Origin of the sequence: Parafrankia irregularis, assembly GCF_001536285.1 — a bacterium.
GTDB lineage: Bacteria > Actinomycetota > Actinomycetes > Frankiales > Frankiaceae > Parafrankia > Parafrankia irregularis.
In genome coordinates, this window is record NZ_FAOZ01000016.1 from 130,833 (window position 1) to 150,151 (window position 19,319).

At 73.2% G+C, this 19,319-nt stretch carries 6 protein-coding genes; 4 read left to right on the forward strand and 2 right to left on the reverse strand.

Annotated elements, in window-relative coordinates:
* Positions 1–39: 39 nt before the first annotated feature.
* A complete protein-coding gene (locus AWX74_RS22850) occupies positions 40–735 on the reverse strand; it encodes a GntR family transcriptional regulator (RefSeq protein WP_091280551.1) in 696 nt (231 codons plus the stop codon).
* A 913-nt stretch (positions 736–1,648) separates the two neighbouring features.
* Between AWX74_RS22850 and AWX74_RS22855 the strand changes: the two genes are divergently transcribed.
* Both AWX74_RS22855 and AWX74_RS22860 read left to right on the forward strand, forming a co-directional pair.
* Positions 1,649–2,851 (forward strand): oxygenase MpaB family protein, encoded by a 1,203-nt coding sequence (locus AWX74_RS22855; protein WP_091280554.1) that lies wholly within the window; start codon positions 1,649–1,651, stop codon positions 2,849–2,851.
* Between the two features lie 115 nt (positions 2,852–2,966).
* Positions 2,967–3,494 carry an NUDIX domain-containing protein gene (locus tag AWX74_RS22860; protein ID WP_091280560.1) on the forward strand — a complete coding sequence of 176 codons (528 nt, stop codon included), beginning with the start codon at positions 2,967–2,969 and terminating at the stop codon, positions 3,492–3,494.
* 44 nt (positions 3,495–3,538) lie between these two features.
* Here the strand turns inward: AWX74_RS22860 and nifJ are convergent, their stop codons facing one another.
* Positions 3,539–7,066, reverse strand: a complete 3,528-nt coding sequence (gene nifJ, locus AWX74_RS22865) for a pyruvate:ferredoxin (flavodoxin) oxidoreductase (protein WP_091280564.1) — start codon at positions 7,064–7,066, stop codon at positions 3,539–3,541.
* 610 nt (positions 7,067–7,676) lie between these two features.
* Between nifJ and AWX74_RS22870 the strand changes: the two genes are divergently transcribed.
* Together AWX74_RS22870 and AWX74_RS42105 are read left to right on the forward strand one after the other, a co-directional pair.
* Positions 7,677–8,561 (forward strand): thioesterase II family protein, encoded by an 885-nt coding sequence (locus AWX74_RS22870; protein WP_165615738.1) that lies wholly within the window; start codon positions 7,677–7,679, stop codon positions 8,559–8,561.
* Positions 8,562–8,602: 41 nt separating this feature from the next.
* The gene (locus tag AWX74_RS42105; RefSeq protein ID WP_091280571.1) at positions 8,603–19,237 is read left to right on the forward strand and encodes a type I polyketide synthase; all 10,635 of its coding nucleotides are present in this window, start codon (positions 8,603–8,605) and stop codon (positions 19,235–19,237) included.
* Positions 19,238–19,319 lie beyond the last annotated feature (82 nt).

The following is a 19,319-nucleotide window of genomic DNA, read 5'->3' on the forward strand; positions in this document are numbered from 1 at the left end:
GCTCGGGCTCGTGGCCGGGCGCCCGTGCGGTTATCACCGTCACCACATGCCGAGTTTGGCGAGGTGGTTGATGAGGCGGTCGGCGCCGTCGGTGAAGTGGCGGACGGTGATGGCGCGGGCTTCTTCGGTGTTCTTGTTCTCGAGTGCGGTGAGCAGGGCGTCGTGGCGTTGGAGCATGTCGGCGCGCCAGGCCTGGTCGGTGGAGTAGAAGCGGGCGGGTGTGTAGCGGTTGGCGGTGTGGAGGAACCAGGAGAGTTTGCGGGCGTGGGCGAGCCGGTTGATGACGCGGTGGAACTCGAACTCGAGTTGTTCTATCTGGTCGACGTTCTCGGTTTCCACGGCGTTGCGGAGTGCTTGTTGGATGTCGCGGAGCTGGGTGAGGTGTGGGGGGTCGATGGTGGTGGCCGCGCGGGCGGCGAGTTCGCCGGCGATGTGGCCCTGGAGGTTGAACAGGTCGCGGACGTCCTGTTGGGACAGGGGGGTGACGACGTAGCCGCGGCGGGGTTCGAGTTCGACCATGTCCTCGCTGCGCAGGCGTACGAGGGCTTCGCGGACGGGGGTGACGCTGACGCCGAGTTCGCGGGCGACGTCGTCGAGGCGGATGTACTGGCCGGGCCAGATCTCGCCGGACATGATGAGGTCGCGCAGGTGGGCGGCGACCTCGTCGGCGAGTTGGGGTGCTCGCGGCAGCGGGGTGCCGCGGCGGGTGCGTGGTGTTCCGGCTGGCCTGGTCATGTGCCGCCCTTCCTGGTCGCCCGCCGCGGGATGTGTGAGCGGCCGGTCGCAGCGCTGCCTATCAAACATATGAGATATGAGACGGGTTGTGGTGGAACTGGGCGCCCACCTGCCGCGCGGCGCGATCATCACTGCCACCACGAGGGCCGAGCTCGGCCGCGGGCGCTGGCCAAGCCACTCGGGAGAACCAGGATTTCCGAGTCGACCAGGCCGTCTGAGCCGACCGGGCTTCGCGGGACCGCCGGCCCGGCCGGGCCGACCCGGTCGGCCGCGCACATGTCGCGAACCGAGAGGGGGCCGGGTGTCGGCAGACCGGTGAGGGCTGATTCGGGTGACCTTTTCAGGCGGATGCGATGAGCCTTTTCTGTCCCGCGCTGCCAGGTAGGGGATGTCGCGATCCTGAGGTGACGGTGGAAAGGGCTCGGTGTTCACTGATTGCCATGGAAGGTGATGGAATGCGTTAGGTAATGTTCGCCTTCGTTGAAAATGGGCCTGAACCTCTGGCGTCTGCCGTGGTGGCGTACTAGATTCGCCTGGGATCCCAGAACCAGCTCCGACCGCCAGCCCAATGGAAATCGGCCGTGGCGCCGCGGTACCACGGTACGAAAGGCCGCCGGCTGACCGGTCTCGGAAGCGCTCATCCTCACCTGACCAGTGTCTTCTTCTGCCTGGCCGGGCGGGAACGCGCTTTTCGGATTCGATTCATCGACCATGCCCGCCGCCATCCCCGGTAAGTTCTGTCGCGCACGAAAACCCGTCCAGAAACAAGCCTTGCGCAATGCCCGGAACGTCGAATAACGTACTGGCAGTCGCCGCTCGTCAAACGAGTGGCCCTCCCCATTTGTTGGCGTGCTGCGTCGCTGTGATGCAGCAGGATTCCCTCGTGCTGTCGCTCTCGGGAAGCAGGTAAAAAATGAGCAATCTCCATCGGCGAGGTGTCCTGACCTTAGGCGCCGCGCTCGGTCTGGTCGGCGTCGCGGACGTGCTTCCGGCCTGGAGCGCCGTCGGCGGCGCGACCAGTTCCGGCACTCCTGCCAACTGGGTCTGGGACCCCGAGATCGACCAGATCATGGCCAACGTGTTCGACAACGGCCAGGTGGCCGCGGTCAACACGGCCATCCGTCCGTGGGTGGACAACAACGACCCACTGCCGACCGGTCTGCCGGCGCCCCTCGCCACCTGGCTGCAGAACCACAACAAGCTGCCGGCGTGGGCCGACATGACCAAGCTGAAGCGGGCCGCCGACTTCAACCGGCGCAAGGACACCTACCTGTTCATGCTGTACGGGCTCGGCAGCGGCATCATGAGCACGGTCATCCCGCGCGAGGCGAAGTCGGTGTACTGGTCCAAGGGCGGCGCCGACATGAAGGACCGCGCGGCGAAGACCTTCACCTTCGGGTACGACCTGAGCCAGCTGGCCGCGTTCGAACCGAGCGGCCAGTTCATCGTCACCGCCAACAAGACGCGGCTGGTGCACGCCACCGTCCGTCACATCCTGCCGACGCTGCCGAACTGGCTGGCGGTGGCTGACGAGCCGAACAAGATCCCGATCAGCAACGCGGACATCCTCGTCACCTTCCACAGCCTGGGCACCTTCGTGCACTCCAAGCTGAAGGAGTGGAAGGTCCCGATGTCGGCCGCCGACGAGGAGGCCTTCCTCCACTCGTGGCAGGTCGCCATCTCGTTGCTCGGCGTGCGGGACGAGTACATCCCGGCGACGTGGAACGACGCGCACGCCCAGGCTGCGCAGGTGCTCACGCCGATCCTCACGCACACCTTCGAGGGCCAGGAGCTCGCCGAGGTTCTGCTCGGTCTCGTCTCCGAGGTCGACCTGGGCCTCACCCGCGGCTTCCTCAACGAGTTCACCCGTTACGTGCTCGGCGACCAGATCGCCAACTGGCTCAGCCTGCCCCGCGACTACATCTCGGCCGGCATCATCAAGATCGGCTGGCCGTCGTACATCGCCTTCCGTGAGGGGCTGCTGCCGCTCATGCCGGCCAACTTCTACCTGTTCGACCAGCTCATCCGCGCCATCGCCATGGCGTTCCTCAACGGGGGCACCTCGACCCAGACCACTCCGATCGAGATCCCCGACATGAACCGCCCGACCTCCTGACCTCAGGCACCGATTCACGGCAGATGCCCCGCAGCCCGGCGCCGCGGGGCATCTGCGCTGTCGGCAACAGCCGACGCGGCGACATCCAGCCTGACTCGCACTATGGTCGAGGATCATGCGGAACGCGTATTGCTCCCACTGCGGTACGAAATACCAGGCCGACGCGGGCTGGCCACGGCTGTGCGCCGACTGCGGTGAGACCACGTGGCGCAACCCGTCTCCGGTCGGGGTGGCGCTGGTGCCCGTCGTCGAGCCTGACGGCGGGCACGGCCTGGTGGTGATCCGCCGTGACATCGACCCGGGTCGCGGCGAGCTGGCGCTGCCCGGCGGCTTCATGGATGTCGGCGAGAGCTGGCAGGAGGCTGTCGTACGGGAGCTCCGTGAGGAGACGGGAATCCTCGCGGACGCCGCAGACGTCAGCCTGTTCGACGCGCACAGCGCCACCGACGGCTCGGTGCTGCTGCTCTTCGGCCTCCTGCCCGAGCGGCCCTGGGCCGACCTGCCGCCGGTGACGGCGACGGATGAGACGACGGAGTGGCTGGTCGTCACCCAGCCGCAGCCGCTGGTGTTCCCGACCCACACCGACGCGCTGGCGTCCTACTTCGCCCGCCTCGCCGGCCAGGTGTCAGCCTCCACCACCTGACCGGCGAATCCGGGGGACCCGCGGGCTGCGTCAGCTGTCCGCTGTCAGCTGTCGGAGGCGGGCCCGCGGCCCTGCGCGGCCTCGCGCTCGTAGTTGCGCCACCGGCCCAGGATGTCGCTCTGCGCGAGCTCCTCCAGCCGGCCGGCCTCCGCCGGGTTGGCCCGGCTGAGGCGGGTGAACCGGGACTCGGCCGCCGCGAACTCGCTGAACGGGATCGACGGCGCCCGGGAGTCCAGCGAGAACGGCTGCTCCTCCTCGCGCGGGTCGAACCGGTACAGCGGCCAGTACCCGGACCGCACCGCCCGCTTCTGGTGCTCCATCCCGGCGGTCATGTTGATGCCGTGGGCGATGCAGTGGCTGTAGGCGATGATCAACGACGGGCCGTTCCAGCTCGCCGCGTCGTTGAACGCCTTCACGGTGTGCGCGTCGTTGGCGCCGAGGGCCACCTGCGCGACGTACACGTCGCCGTAGGCCGCCGCGACCAGGCCGAGGTCCTTCTTGCGGGTCCGCTTGCCGCCGACCGCGAACTTCGCGACCGCTGCCCGCGGCGTCGACTTCGACGCCTGCCCGCCGGTGTTCGAATACCCCTCGGTGTCGAGGACGAGCACGTTGACGTCACGCCCGGAGGCGAGCACGTGGTCGAGGCCGCCGAAGCCGATGTCGTACGCCCACCCGTCGCCGCCGACGATCCACACGCTCTTCTCGACCAGGTCGTCGAGCAGGGCGTCCAGCCGCCCGGCGTGCTCCATGCCCGCCAGCCGGCGCCGCAGCTCGGCCACCCGGGCGCGCTGGTCGGCGATGCCGGCCTCGGTCGACTGGTCGGCGTCCAGGATCGCCCCGATGAGCTGGTCGCCGACCAGGGCGCCCTCGGCGCGCAGCAGCCGGCGGGCCTCCCGGGCCCGGGCGTCGAGCGCGAGCCGCATCCCCAATCCGAACTCGGCGTTATCTTCAAACAAGGAGTTAGCCCATGCCGGCCCTCGGCCCTCGGCGTTGGTCGTCCACGGTGTCGTCGGCAGGTTGCCGCCGTAGATCGACGAGCAGCCGGTGGCGTTCGCGACCATGATGCGGTCACCGAACAGCTGGGTGAGCAGCTTCAGGTAGGGCGACTCGCCGCAGCCGGCGCAGGCCCCGGAGAACTCGAACAGCGGCTCCCGCAGCTGCGACCCGCGCACGGTCGTCGCCGAAGCCAGCGCCGGCTCCACTGCGGGCAGCGTCTCGTGGAACGCCCAGCTGGCCCGCTCCTCGACGAAGCGTGACGCCGCGTCGACCATGTCGAGGGCACGATGGTCGGGCATCTCGCGGCTCTTCGCCGGGCACGCCTCGACGCAGACCCCGCAGCCGGTGCAGTCGTCCGGCGCGACCTGGATGGTGAGGCGGTAGTCGCCCAGGCGCGGGTCCTTCGGCCGGGTGTGGCGGAACGTCGCCGGCGCGTCGGCGAGCCGTGCCGGGTCGAACAGCGTCATCCGGATCGCCGCGTGCGGGCAGACGATCGCGCACTTGCCGCAGCTGACGCACAGCTCGGCGTCCCACACCGGCAGTTCCCGGGCGATACCGCGCTTCTCGTACCGGGCCGTCCCCACCGGGAAGGTGCCGTCGGCGGGCAGCGCGCTGACCGGCAGCTGGTCGCCCTCACCGGCCATGATCCGCGCGGTGACCGTCCGGACGAACTCGGGCACGTTCCCGGTCAGCCGCGGGCGCGGCTGCCCGCTGACCACGCGGCCGCGCAGATCCACCTCGTGCAGCGCGCCCAGCGCACCGTCGATCGCCGCCATGTTGCGCCGCAGGACGTCCTCACCCCGCTTGTACTGCGCGGCGCGCACGCCCTCCTTGACCGCCTCGACCGCCGCCTCGGCCTCGAACAGCCCGGACAGCCGCAGGTAGCAGGTCTGCAGCACCGGGCTGACGATGCCGGGAATGCCCGCCGCCGCCGCCACCTGGTCGGCGTCGACGACGAACAGCCGCGCATCCTTCTCCAGCAGATGCCGCTGCGCCTCGGCGGGCAGCCGGTCCCACACCCGGTCCGGCGGGTAGGCGGTGTTGAGCAGCACCGTGGCACCGCGCCCGGCCACCGTCAGGACGTCGACCCGTTCCAGCAACGACGACTGATGGCAGGCGACGTACTGGGCGTCGCGGATCAGCCAGGGCGCGTCCACCGGCCGCGGCGCCAGCCGCAGGTGCGACACCGTCATCGAACCGGACTTCTTCGAGTCGAAGACGAAGTACGCCTGCGCGTGCAGCGGCGTGTGGTCGCCGACGATGCCGGCCGTGGTCCGGGTCGCGCCGACGGTGCCGTCGCTGCCCAGTCCGTAGAAGACGGCGCGCAGGACGTCGTCGGCCTCCGCCGGGAAGCCGGCCTCGTCCACCGGCAGCGAAAGATGGGTGACGTCGTCGTCGATGCCGACCGTCGCCTCGCGCCGCGGGTTCTCCCGGGTCAGCTCGTCGAACACGGCCGCCGCCATCGCGGGCGTGAACTCCTTGGAGGCGAGCCCGTAGCGGGCGCCGATGACCCGCGGCATCCGCTCCGGCCGCTCCGCGAGGGCCGCGATGACATCGAGGCGCAGCGGCTCGCCGGCGGCACCCGGCTCCTTCGTCCGGTCGAGGACGGCGATCGTGCGCACCGTCGGCGGCAGGCAGGCGAGGAACGCCCCGGTGTCGAACGGCCGGTACAGCCGGACCTGGACGAACCCGACCCGCTCACCGCGGTCGACCAGCCGGCTGACGGCGTCCCGCACCGCCGACCGGCCCGAACCCATGATCACCACGACCCGCTCGGCCTGCGGGTGCCCGTGGTACTCGAACAGCCGGTAGGCCCGGCCGGTTGCCGCGGCCAGCTGGTCCATGGCCTGCTGGACCGCGCCCGGGACCGCGGCGTAGTACGCGTTCGCCGCCTCCCGGGACTGGAAGAACGTGTCCGGGTCCTGGGTGGTGCCGCGGATCACCGGCCGGTCCGGGGACAGCGCCCGGAGCCGGTGCGCCTCGACGTGCCCGTCGGCCAGCAGCCCGGCCAGTGTCGGGTCGTCGATCAGCGTGACCTCGTTCAGCTCGTGCGAGGTACGGAAACCGTCGAAGAAGTGCAGGAACGGAACACGGGTCTGCATGGTCGCGGCATGCGCGACCGCGGCGAGGTCGTGCGCCTCCTGCGGGGAGGCCGACGACAGCATGGCGAAGCCGGTCGACCGGGCCGCCATCACGTCGCTGTGGTCGCCGAAGATCGACAGTGCCTGTGTGGCCAGCGTCCGGGCGGCGACATGCAGAACCATCGGCGTCAGCTCGCCGGCGATCTTGAACATGTTCGGCAGCATCAGCAGGAGCCCCTGCGACGCGGTGAAGGTGGTGGACAGCGCACCCGCCTGCAGCGCACCGTGCACGGCGCCGGCGGCACCACCCTCACTCTGCAGCTGCACCACCTCGGGCACCCCGCCCCACAGGTTCGGGCGTCCCGCCGCGGCCCACACGTCGGCGAGCTCGCCCATCCCCGAGGCCGGAGTGATCGGGTAGATGGCGATGACCTCGCTCGCCCGGTAGGCAACGGACGTGGCCGCCTCGTTGCCGTCGATCGTCTTCTGCCCCATGGAGCCAGAGTGCATGGACCGGGGCCGCGTCAGCCGAGGACATCGGCCCTCATTCCCGGGACTGATCTCCCAGGGCCCGCCCGACGGACCGCGCTCCGCGCCGGGACGGAGATCACGGCTCGTCACCTGCCGGATGGCCTCGCGTCCTGCTCAGGCCCGCTCACCGTCCTGCTCGGCCCGGCTCGGTGTACCGCCGCGTCCGCCGGAATCCGCCAGCGCATCTGCACAGGAATATGCGAAAGCATCGTATGGTGATCCGGATAAGGGGATCTGGCCGGCGAGGAGAAGACGAACCGGGAGAACTCCGAATTTCTGGTCGGGTAGGTGGTCCGTATCGGTCGGGCAGCGAGGTATGCGGACCCCTATAAGGTCCCTGTAGGGGCACCGGACCCGCCGGTCGGCCCGGTGGGGTGTCGGATTGGCCAGGTGGGCGGGGGGTTTCCGGGCAGGATGGTCCGGATGTCGATCTAGGCCCTCTGATTAGGGGTCGTCGGTCGCCGCAGGGGTGCGTCGGTTTAGGGGTTCCGAGCGGTCGACGACGATTCCTATCGTCTGCCGGGTGACGACACGCGTGCCCGGCCGGGGCGGGTTATCGGGATCGGAGAACCCCTTGGCCGGGCCCCGTCGCTCATCCGCCGACGGCTCCGGTGTCGCTGCCGCCGTCCCTGACCGTCCCGGTGTCGGTGGCGCGGATGTCGGCGGCGGCGCGGGGGCGACGCCTGGTTCGGGCGTGCCGGCGGACCGGGCGCTCCCGAGGAACCCATGGATTCATCGCGGCCGCGTCACGGGTGCGCGGATACGGCTGTACTGCTTTCCCTTCGCGGGTGGCAGCGCCGCGTCCTATCTCGGCTGGCAGGCGGAACTCGGTGCGCAGGTGCAGGTCTGCGCGGTGGAACCGCCCGGCCGTCGGCAGCGCCGCCGGGAGCCGGCGATCCGCCGGATGGACGCCATGGTGGACGCGGTTGTCGCCGGCCTGCGGCCCGGCCTGGACGAGCCGTTCGCCTTCTTCGGCCACAGCCTGGGGGCGCTCGTCGCCTACGAGGTCGCCCGTCGGCTGCGAGCCGAGGGCGGGCCCGAACCGGCCCTGCTCTTCCTCAGCGCCGCCGCCGCGCCGCACCTGCCCCGTCGGCGCAGGGAGATCGCGGCCCTGCCCGACACCGAGTTCATCGACGAACTGCGGGGCCACGGGGGTACGCCGGAGCTCCTGCTGGCCGACCACGAGACAATGCGCCTCTTTCTGCCGGCACTGCGGGCAGATTTCGAGCTTTTCGAGACGTATCGACATCGCCCGGGAGATCCTCCGGGATGCCCCGTCCATATCTACGGCGGTCGGACGGACACCAGCGTTAATACCACGCAGCTGCGGGCCTGGCGGGCTCTGCTGCCCACGACCGTCGAGGTCCGTACCTTTCCCGGTGACCATTTTTACCTGAATGCTGACCGGCCGGCACTGCTCGCCGCGGTGGCCGAGTGCCTGGCCGGCAGGTGGGAGTGACCGTGGTGTCCAGTTCGCCCAGGGGAATACCCGGTTCGTCCATGGGAAGGTTCGGCTCGCCCAGGAGAAACGGGACCCGCGATGGCGCGCTGCCGCCGGACGGCATCGCCGTGATCGGCGTGGCCTGCCGGCTTCCTGGCGCGGCGACGCCGGACGCCTTCTGGCGACTGCTGCGCGACGGTGTCAGCGGCGTCGGTGAGATGCCGGCGTGGCGTTGGGCCGGAACCAGCCCCGACGATCGGGCTGGGGCTGGGGCTGGGGCTGGGGTTGGGGCCGGCTCCGACGGGCAGTTCCTGCCGCCCGCGGGCAGCCCGCTGCGTCACGGGGCGTTCCTGACCGATGTCGACCGCTTCGACGCGTCCTTCTTCGGGATCTCCCCGCGCGAGGCCGCTGTGCTGGATCCGCAACAGCGGCTGGCCCTGGAGCTGGCGTGGGAGGCCATCGAGGACGCCGCCATCGTGCCCGCCACGCTGCGCGGAAGCGCGACCTGCGTGCTCGCCGGGGCGGTCGGCGCCGACTTCGCCTGGACACTGGCCGCCCACGGACCAGAGGGGATCACCCCACACACCTTCACCGGCGTGCAGCCGGCCGTCATCGCCAACCGGGTCTCCTACCTGCTGGGCCTGCGCGGGCCGAGCCTCACCGTGGACGCGGCGCAGGCATCGTCCCTGGTGGCCGTGCACATGGCTGCCGAGAACCTGCGCCGTGGCGAGTCCACCTGTGCGCTCGTCCTCGGGGTGCATCTCAACCTCGCGCGGGAGCGTGCACTGGCCACCGCCGCGTTCGGCGGCCTGTCGCCGACCGGTCGCTGCCAGGTCTTCGACGCCGGCGCCGACGGCTTCGTGCGCGGCGAGGGCGGGGTGGCCGTCCTGCTCAAACCCCTGGCCCAGGCGATGGCCGACGGCGATCCGATCCGCGGCGTGATCCTGGGCAGTGCCGTCAACAACGACGGTGGCGGGCCGTCGCTGGCGCACCCGAGCGCCGCGGCGCAGGCGGAGCTGCTGCGCGGGGCCTACCAGCAGGCGGCGGTGGACCCGGCGGACGTCCAGTACGTCGAGTTGCACGGGACGGGCACCCCGGCGGGCGACCCGGTGGAGGCCGCAGCGCTCGGCGCCGCGTTCGGATCGTCGCCGCGTCCCGGCCGACCGCTGCTCGTCGGTTCGGCCAAGACCAACGTCGGCCACCTGGAGGGCGCGGCCGGTCTCGTCGGCCTGCTGAAGGTGATCCTGAGTATCGAAGCGCGGCAGCTGCCGCCAAGCCTGAACCACCGCAGCCCCCATCCGCGGATCCCGCTCGACGAGCTGAACCTGCGGGTACACACCGAGCTCGGACGGTGGCCCCGCCCCCAGGAACCGCTGCTGGCCGGGGTGAGCTCGTTCGGGGTGGGTGGCACGAACTGCCACGTCGTGGTGGGCGAGGCGCCCGTCGCCCCGCCCGATCAGTACGACGGGCTCGAGGACGACTCCGAGATCATCGAGCTGGGGAGCGCCCGCGACGCCCGCGACGCTGCCGCGGCCGGCGTGGAACTCGCGGAGGATACGGAACACGCGGACGGGTCGGAAGACGCGGAGGGCGCCGCGGACCGTCCGATGCCCTGGGTGCTGTCGGCCCGGGATGAGGCGGCGTTGGCGGCGCAGGCCACCCGGCTGCGGGAGCACCTCGCGGGCCAGCCGGACTGGTCGATGCGGGATGTCGGTCATTCCCTGGCCACCACTCGGTCGTTGTTCGAGTACCGGGCGGTCCTGCTCGGTGGCGGCCGTGCCCAGCTGCTGCGCGAGCTCGACGCGCTGGCACGACACGACCCTGGGCCCGCGACCGTCGTCGGGCGGGCGACCGCCGTCCGGCAGCCGGGCGAGGCCCGGCCGTCGGACGGCGTCGCGTGGGCGGGCGGGGACGCCGGTGGGGAGCCGTCCGGGACGTCCGGCGGGACCGTGTTCGTCTTTCCCGGGCAGGGCTCGCAGTGGGCCGGGATGCTCGCCGGCCTGCTGGACACGTCCGAGGTCTTCCGCCGTCAGCTGGCCGCGTGCGGCGACGCGCTCGAACCGCATCTCGACTGGCTGCCCGCGCGGGTCCTCCGTGGCCGGGACGAGCTCCCCGACCTGGAACGGGTCGATGTCGTCCAGCCGCTGCTGTTCGCCGTGATGGTTTCCCTGGCCCAGGTGTGGCGGTCCTACGGGGTGCGCCCCGCCGCTGTCGTCGGGCACTCCCAGGGCGAGATCGCCGCGGCCTGCGTTGCCGGCGTGCTCTCCCTGCGGCAGGCCGCGCGGATCGTGGCGGTGCGCGCCCGTGCCCTGCGTGCGCTGACCGGCCGGGGCGGGATGGTCGCGGTCGCGCTGGGCTCCGAGGCCGTCGAGGCCTGGCTGGCCGAAGCGCGGTCCGGCGGCCTGGCCGGAGAGTTCGACGGCCTGCACGTCGCCGCCGCGAACGGTGCCGCGTCAAGTGTGGTCGCGGGGGAGCCCGTGGCGCTCACCCGGCTCGTCGCGGCCTGCGAGGCCGACGGCATCCGCGCGCAGCGGCTGCCGGTGACCTACGCCTCGCACTCTCCGCAGGTCGAGCAGCTGCGGGACCGCCTCCTCGCCGATCTCGGCGATCTCGGTGCGGCCCGTCCCACCGGGCGTGCGGGGCGCGTCGCGTTCTACTCGTCGGTGAGCGGCGGCCGGCTCGACGCCGCCGGCATCACGACCGCCTACTGGTACCGAAACCTGCGCGAGCCCGTTCGCTTCGAGGCCGCCACACGGGCGTTGCTCGCCGCGGGGCATCGCGTGTTCATCGAGGTCAGCCCGCATCCGGTGCTGGCCGCCAGCGTGCGGGACACCGCCGACGACGAGGCGGAGCGCTCCGAACTCGGTCCGGTGACGGTCATCGGGTCGCTCCGCCGGGACGACGGTGGCCCCCGGCGGATGCTGACCTCGGTGGCCGAGGCGCTGGTCGCGGGGGTGGATGTCGATCTGGGTGGCTGCTTCGGCCCGGGCACCGCGCGGCGGGTCGCCCTGCCGACCTATCCGTTCCAGCGCACGCGTCACTGGCCCGGCGTGGCCGCCTCCGCCTCCCGGAATGTGCCGGGGGCAGCGGACCGCTCGGATCCAGTGGGCGTCCAGGATCTTTCCGCGGGCCCGGTCCTGCCGCATGCCGCGGACGCACCGGATGTTTCCGGGTCGCCGGCCGTCCCTGCTGTCCCTGCTGTTTCGGGTGTCCCGGCTGTTCCAAATGCGCGGGGTGCCGGGCCGGGGACGGGAGCCGAGGCGCTTCGCGACCGGCTGGGCGGCCTCACCCCCTCGGCGGCGGACGCGGCCCTCCTCGATCTGGTGCGGGAGCAGACAGCGCGGGTCCTCGGGCACGCCGATCCGTCCACCGTCGACCCGGACCGCCCGTTCGACGACCTGGGCCTCGACTCGCTGACGGCCGTCCGCCTGCGTGATCGGCTGGCTGCCGCCACCGGCCTGAGGCTGCCGAGCGGGCTGCTGTTCAACCAGCCCACGGCGCGCCGGCTCGCCCGTCACCTGAGGTTGACGCTGCGTCCTGAGTCGACGTCGCGCCGGGCACCGGGCGCTGCGGGCGACGGGGCCCACCGACCTGAGATCACGTACCGGGACGAGACGGCGGGTCGCGACGAGGGCCGGCGCCGGAACGAGGACGAGAACGAGACGCTGTCGCGCGATCCGATCGCCATCGTGTCGATGGGTTGCCGCTACCCCGGGGGTGTCCGCTCGCCCGAGGACCTGTGGCGCCTGGTCGTCGACCGCGTGGACGCCACCGGGGAGGTCCCGCGGGTCCGCGGCTGGGACGGGCTCGACTGGTATCACCCCGGGCCCGAGCCGCGGCCGGGCAGGTCCTACACCCGGCGCGGCGGGTTCCTCGCCGACGCGGACATGTTCGACCCCGAGTTCTTCGGCATCAGTCCACGGGAGGCGCTGGCGCTTGACCCGCAGCAGCGGGTGCTGCTGGAGGTCGCCTGGGAGACCCTGGAACGAGCGGCGATCGTGCCCGCCAGTCTGCGTGGCTCGGCGACCGGGGTGTTCGTCGGTGCCATGGCGGCCGACTACGGCCCACGTCTGCATGAGGCCCGCGGGGACGTCGCCGGCTACGTCCTGACCGGGACGACGGGCAGTGTCGTGTCCGGCCGGCTGGCGTATGTGCTGGGCCTCGAGGGGCCGGCGGTGACCGTGGACACCGCCTGCTCGTCGTCGCTGGTCGCGATGCATCAGGCCTGCGCGGCGCTGCGGGCCGGTGAATGTGATCTGGCGCTTGCCGGCGGGGTGGCCGTCCTGGCCACCCCGGGCCTGCTCATCGAGTTCAGCCGGCACCGTGGGCTGTCGCCCGCCGGCCGCGTCCGGCCGTTCGCGGCCGCCGCCGACGGCACGGCCTGGGCGGAAGGCGCGGGCCTGCTGCTGCTGGAGCGGCTGAGCGATGCCCGCCGCAACGGTCGCACGGTGCTGGCCGTCCTGCGGGGCAGCGCGATGAACCAGGACGGCGCGAGCAACGGGCTGACCGCCCCGAACGGCCCGTCGCAGGAGCGGGTGATCCGTCGCGCCCTGGGCGACGCCGGGCTCGCCCCGGCGGATGTCGACGCGGTGGAGGCGCACGGCACGGGGACGACGCTCGGGGACCCGATCGAGGCCGACGCGATCATCGCGACCTACGGTGCGCGAGACGGTGGACGTCCGCTGTGGCTGGGGTCGCTCAAGTCGAACCTCGGCCACCCGCAGGCCGCGGCGGGTGTCGGCGGGGTCATCAAGATGGTGCAGGCGCTGCGCCATGAGCTGCTGCCGGCAACGTTGGGCGTGGACGAGCCGACCCCGCACGTCGACTGGTCCGCGGGCACGGTCCGGCTGCTGACGGAACCAGTCGCCTGGCCGGTGCGGGCCGGTCGCCCCCGGCGCGCCGGTGTGTCGTCGTTCGGCATCAGCGGCACGAACGCGCATGTCATCGTGGAACAGGGCGATCCGCTCCCGGACGTGGCCGCGCAGCCAGCCGGCGCCGCCGGGGCCGGGGCCGGAGCGGCCGGGGCCGGGGCCGGGGCTGTTGGTTCGTCCGCCGTGACCACGGCGATGCCGTTCGTGCTCTCCGCGGCCCGTCCGGATGATCTGGCCGGCCAGGCTGCCCGCCTCGTCGACCAGCTGCGCCGGGAGGAACAGACGCCGCTGGCGGCGCTCGCTCATGCGCTGGTCACGACCCGCACGGCGCACCCCAGCCGGGCCGCGGTCGTCGCCCGCACCCGGGAGGAGCTCCTCGCCGGGCTGGCGGGGCTCGTGCCCGCGGACCTGGCGGACGTGTCGGACGTGTCGGGCGGGGCGTCGGGCGATGGCTCCAGCGATGCGGTCACCGAGATCTCCGGCCGGCTGCCGCGGGTCGTGCGAGGTCAGGCGCTGGCGGGCCGGATCGCGTTCGTCTTCCCCGGGCAGGGTGCGCAGTGGGAGGGCATGGCCGCGGGGCTGCTCGACTCCTCGGCGGTCTTCCGTGACCGGATGCGGGCCTGTGACGACGCGCTGCGGCCGCATGTTGGCTGGAACCTGCTCGACGTGATCACCGGTTCGGCGGACGCGCCACCGCTGGACCGGGCGGAGGTGCTACAGCCCGCGCTGTTCGCGGTGATGACGTCGCTCGCGGCCCTGTGGCGGGCGCACGGGGTCGAGCCGGACGCGGTGGTGGGGCACTCCCAGGGCGAGATCGCCGCCGCGGCCGTCGCCGACGTGCTGAGCCTCGCCGACGCGGCGCGCGTCGTCGCGCTGCGGGCCTGGGTGCTGGGCCGGCTGCGCGGCCGGGGCGGCATGGTCGCTCTGCAGGTCGGGGCGGCACGAACCACCGAGCTGCTCGCGGACTGGCCGGACCGGCTGTCGATCGCCGCGGTCAACGGCCCGGACAGCACCGTCGTCTCCGGTGCCGACGAGGCGCTCGACGCGCTGCTCGCCGCCTGCGAGCGGGCGAAGGTGCACGCGCGCCGGGTGCCGGTCGACTACCCCTCGCACAGCCCGTACGTGGCGGAGGTCCGCGCCGAGCTGCTCGCCGCGCTGGAAGGCCTCACACCGTCCACCGGTTCGGTGCCCTTCTACTCCACGCTGACCGGGGCGCGTGCGGACGGCCGCGGGCTCGACGCCGAGTACTGGTATCGCAACCTGCGCGAACCGGTGCGGTACGAGCAGGCCTGCCGCGCGCTGCTCGACGCCGGGCACCGGTTGCTCATCGAGATCAGCCCGCACCCGGTCCTGACCGTCAGCAGCACACAGACGTCCGAGGCGCACGGGGTCACCGCGGCGGCCGTCGGAACCCTGCGCCGGGGCGAGGGCGACCTCGACCGGTTCATGGTCTCCCTCGCCGAGGCCCACACCCACGGTGTCATGCCCGACTGGTCGGCGGTGCTGCCCCGGCCGTCCGGGCGCGCGACGCCGCTGCCGACCTACGCGTTCGCCCGGACGTCCTACTGGCTGCCGCCGGTCGCTCCCGCCGCGGTGGCCGTGGCCGACAGCGGGCTCGACGCGGCCGGGCATGGGCTGCTCACCGCGGTGGTGCGCCTCCCCGACGGTCGGCGGATCCTGACCGGCCGCCTCTCGCCGGCCGCCCAGCCCTGGCTCGGGGAGCACCAGGTGCACGGCACGGTGGTGCTGCCCGCGGCTGCGGTCCTCGACCTCGCCCTGCACGCGGGGCGAGCCGCCGGCACACCGTGGCTGGACGAACTGACGCTGACCGCACCCCTGACCCTGCCAGCTCCGGCGCCCGGTGGATCCGGCGTCGCCGTCCAGCTGCATCTGGCGGCGGCGGACGAGTCCGGGCGGCGCGGCTTCGCCTTCTACTCCCACCCGGGCGGCGCTGACGCCGCCGTGGCCGGCGGGCTCGGCGCCACCGGGACCGCCCCGGCGAACGGCGCGGGGGACGAGCCGGACGGCGAGGGCGGGTGGGTGTGCCACGCCACCGGCTGGCTGGCCCGCGAACCCGCCGACGCGCTGTCGGTGGACGTCGCGGGGGACTGGCCGCCGGCCGGGGCGGTGCCGGTCGACATCGCCGACGGATACGAACTGCTGGCCGACCGGGGCCACGGCTATGGCCCGTCCTTCCGGGGGCTCACCGCGCTGTGGGCGGACGGCGACGAACTGTACGCCGAGGTGGAGCTGCCCCCGGGGGATGAGCGGGGCACTCCCGAACCATCGGGAGCGGGGTTCGCGCTGCACCCGGTGCTGCTGGACGCCGCCCTGCACCCGTTGTTGCTCGCGGCGTTCGGCGCCGCATCCGGCCCCGGCGACGCGCCGGCGGCTCCTGGTCCCGCGGAGCCCGGCCCTGGTCCCACGGGGCCCGGCCCTGGTTCCGCGGTGCCGTCGGCCGCGCCGACGGCGGCTGACGGCCCGCTGCTCCCGTTCTCCTGGCGAGGCGTGGGCCTGCACGCCGTCGGCGTGACCAGGCTGCGGGTACGGCTGACTCGAACCGGCCCCCATCGAGCCGAGCTGCGGCTCCACGATGCCGACGGCCGGCTGGTGCTGCGGGTCGGCGAACTCAGCCTGCGCCCCGCACCCGCCCAGCCGGGATCCGCAGGCCCGGGCTCCTACCGGCTCGGCTGGGTCCGCGGCCGGGAGCGGCCCGGCTCCCCGGCCGCGGCCGCGGACTGGGCTCTGGTCGGCGACCTGCCGCCGTCCTTCGCCGAGCGGGCGGACGGCATCGTGCGTGGCACGGGGCACGCGGGCGCGGACGACGGTGGCGCCGTCCCCCGCTATCGCGACCTGACCGAGCTACGCGCGGCTGTGGCGGCCGGCGCCGGTGCGCCGAGCGTGGTGTTCCACCCCGCGCCGGTCGCGGAGCCGGACCGCGTACCGGATCCGGCGGCGCCGGTGGAAGCGGTCCACCGTGCCACCGGCGCCGCCGTCGATCTGCTCCAGCAGTGGTTGCTGGACGAGACCTTCGCGGACAGCCGGCTGGTACTGGTCACCCGGGGCGCCGTCCAGGCCGGTGACGCCGACCGGCCCGCCAGCCTGGCCGGCGCGGCGGTGTGGGGGCTCGTCCGGTCGGCGCAGACGGAGAACCCGCGCCGGCTCGCCCTGCTCGACCTGGATGTCGGTGACCGGCCTCCGCCCGCGGAGGCGTTGACCGCCGCTGGTGGCGGGGCCGAGCCACAGCTGGCCGTCCGGGCCGGCGAGATGGTCGTCCCCCGCCTGGCCGGGCCGACCGCCAACGGTTCCGTCGGCAACGGTTCCGTCGGCAACGGTTCCTCCGGCGGTGCGCCGGAGGCTGGCGGGTCTGCTGACGGCTGGTCTGCGGGCGGCGGGCTCGTGCTGCCGCCCGGGGACGGCTGGCGGGTGGATCTGACCAGCCGGGGAAGCCTGGACAACCTGTCCGTGGTCGCCGGTCACGCGGACCGCCGGCCGCTCGCGGCCGGGGAGGTGCGCATCGCGGTGCGCGCCGCCGGCGTCAACTTCCACGACCTGGTCCTCGCGCTGGCCATGGTGGACGACCCGGGCGGAATCGGGCTGGAAGGCGCCGGTGTCGTGACGCAGGTCGGCTCCGGCGTACCGGGAATCCGCCCGGGTGACCGCGTGATGGGCCTCTTCCCGGACGCGTTCGGGCCGGTGGCGGTGGCGGATCACCGGCTGCTGACGGCGGTGCCGGACTCGTGGACCTTCACCGAGGCGGCCACCGTGCCGGCCGCCTTCCTCACCGCCTACTACGGGCTGCGGGAACTCGCCGGGCTGCGCGCCGGGCAGCGGGTGCTCATCCACGCCGCCACCGGCGGGGTCGGCCTGGCGGCGATGCAGCTGGCACGCCTGGCCGGCGCCGAGGTCTTCGCCACGGCGAGCCGGGCGAAGTGGGATGTCCTGCACGCGGCGGGCCTCGACGAACGGCATGTGGCGGACTCCCGCGGTACCGACTTCGACCAGCAGGTGCTCGCGGCGACCGACGGGCAGGGCGTCGACGTCGTACTGAACTCGCTGGCCCGGCAGCGGGTCGACGCGGGCCTGCGCCTGCTGCCGCGCGGTGGCTGGTTCGTGGAGCTCGGCAAGACCGACCTGCGGGATCCCGCCCAGATCGCGCGGGAGTACCCCGGTGTCTCCTACCAGGCCTTCGACGTCACCACCGACCCGGGCCCGGACCACACGGCGCGCATGCTCGCCGCACTGGCGGCCTCGTTCGCGGACGGATCGTTGCGGCCGCTGGCGCTGACCGCCTATCCGATGTCGCGTGCCGGCGAGGCCTTCCGAACGCTCTCGCTGGCCCGGCATGTCGGCAAGCTCGTCCTCGTCCCGCCCCGCCGGCTGGACCCCGACGGCACCGTGCTGATCACGGGCGGCACCGGGCGACTGGGCGGCCTGGTCGCGCGTCGCCTCGTCACCGGGCACGGCGCGCGGCACCTGCTGCTGGCGAGCCGCCGCGGAACGACGAGCGCCGACGGCGTGACGGGTGTGGACGGCGTGACGGGTGTGGACGGTGCGACGCTCGCCGACGGTGCGGCCGGGACGGGCGGTCTGGTCGACGAGCTGCGCGGGTTGGGCGCCCAGGTGACGGTGGTCGCCGCGGACGTCTCCGACCGGGCCGGCGTGGCCGCCGTCCTGTCGGCGATCCCGCCCGAGCGGCCACTCACAGCCGTGGTGCACGCCGCGGGGGTGCTGTCGGACGCACCCGTGTCGGCACTCACCTCGGAGCAGCTCGAGGCGGTGCTGCGCCCGAAGATCGACGCCGCCTGGCACCTGCACGAACTCACCCGCGACCGTGACCCGGCGGCCTTCGTGCTCTTCTCCTCGATCGCCGGCCTGCTCGGCAACGCCGGCCAGGGCAACTACGCCGCGGCCAACGCCGCGCTCGACGCGCTGGCCGGGAACCGGCGACATGCTGGCCTGCCGGCTGTCTCCCTCGCCTGGGGGCTGTGGGAGACGTCCAGCGGCATGACCGGGCAGCTACGCCAGGCCGACCTGGACCGGATGGCGCGCACCGGCCTGGTGCCCCTGCCGACGGACCAGGCGCTGCGCCTGTTCGACGAGGCCCTGACCACCGACCGCGCCGTCGTCGTCCCGGCACGGCTGGACCAGGCGGCCCTGCGCCGCACCACCGCCGCGGCCCTGCCCGCGGTGCTGCGCGACCTCGCCCGCGTGACGGAGCCGCCGCGCGTCGTGGCAGACCAGGCCGCGGCTGGTGGTGCCGGCGCCCGCGGTGGGCCCGATGGGCCCGGCAGCCTGGGCGGTTCGCGGGACTCGATCCGCGGGCGGCTGGCTGCCCTGCCCGAACCACTGCGCAGGCGGCAGCTGCTTGATCTGGTGCGTACCCACGGAGCCGCGATTCTCAGCCTGCCTGGTCCTGGTGCGATCGGGTCCGACCGCACCTTCCGGGAGCTCGGCGTGGACTCGCTCACGGCGGTGGAGCTGCGAAACCGGATGTCGGAAGCCATCGGGCTGCCGCTGCCGGCGACGCTCGTCTTCGACCATCCGACGCCGGCCGCGCTGGCGGACCGCCTGCTCGCGGACCTGTTCCCCCCGTCGGACCGATCCCCGCGACCCGCCGACCCGGCCCCTGACCCGGCCGACCAGGCAGACCGAGCAGACCAGGCCGACCCGGCAGACCTGGCGCTCCCCGTGGACCCGGACATCGGCGGCGTGGACCCCACGGCGCCGGACGCGGAGGACGTCGAGCGGCGCCTGGCACTCGCCTCCGCCGAGGAGCTGTTCTCCATCATCGACCAGGAACTGCGCGTGCCCGGAGGGTGACGACCGCGGCCTGGCGCCGCCCCCCACGTTCCCCGTCGAGACGTCCGGATCGTCGGACGTCGCACACCCTCGAGACCTTCGA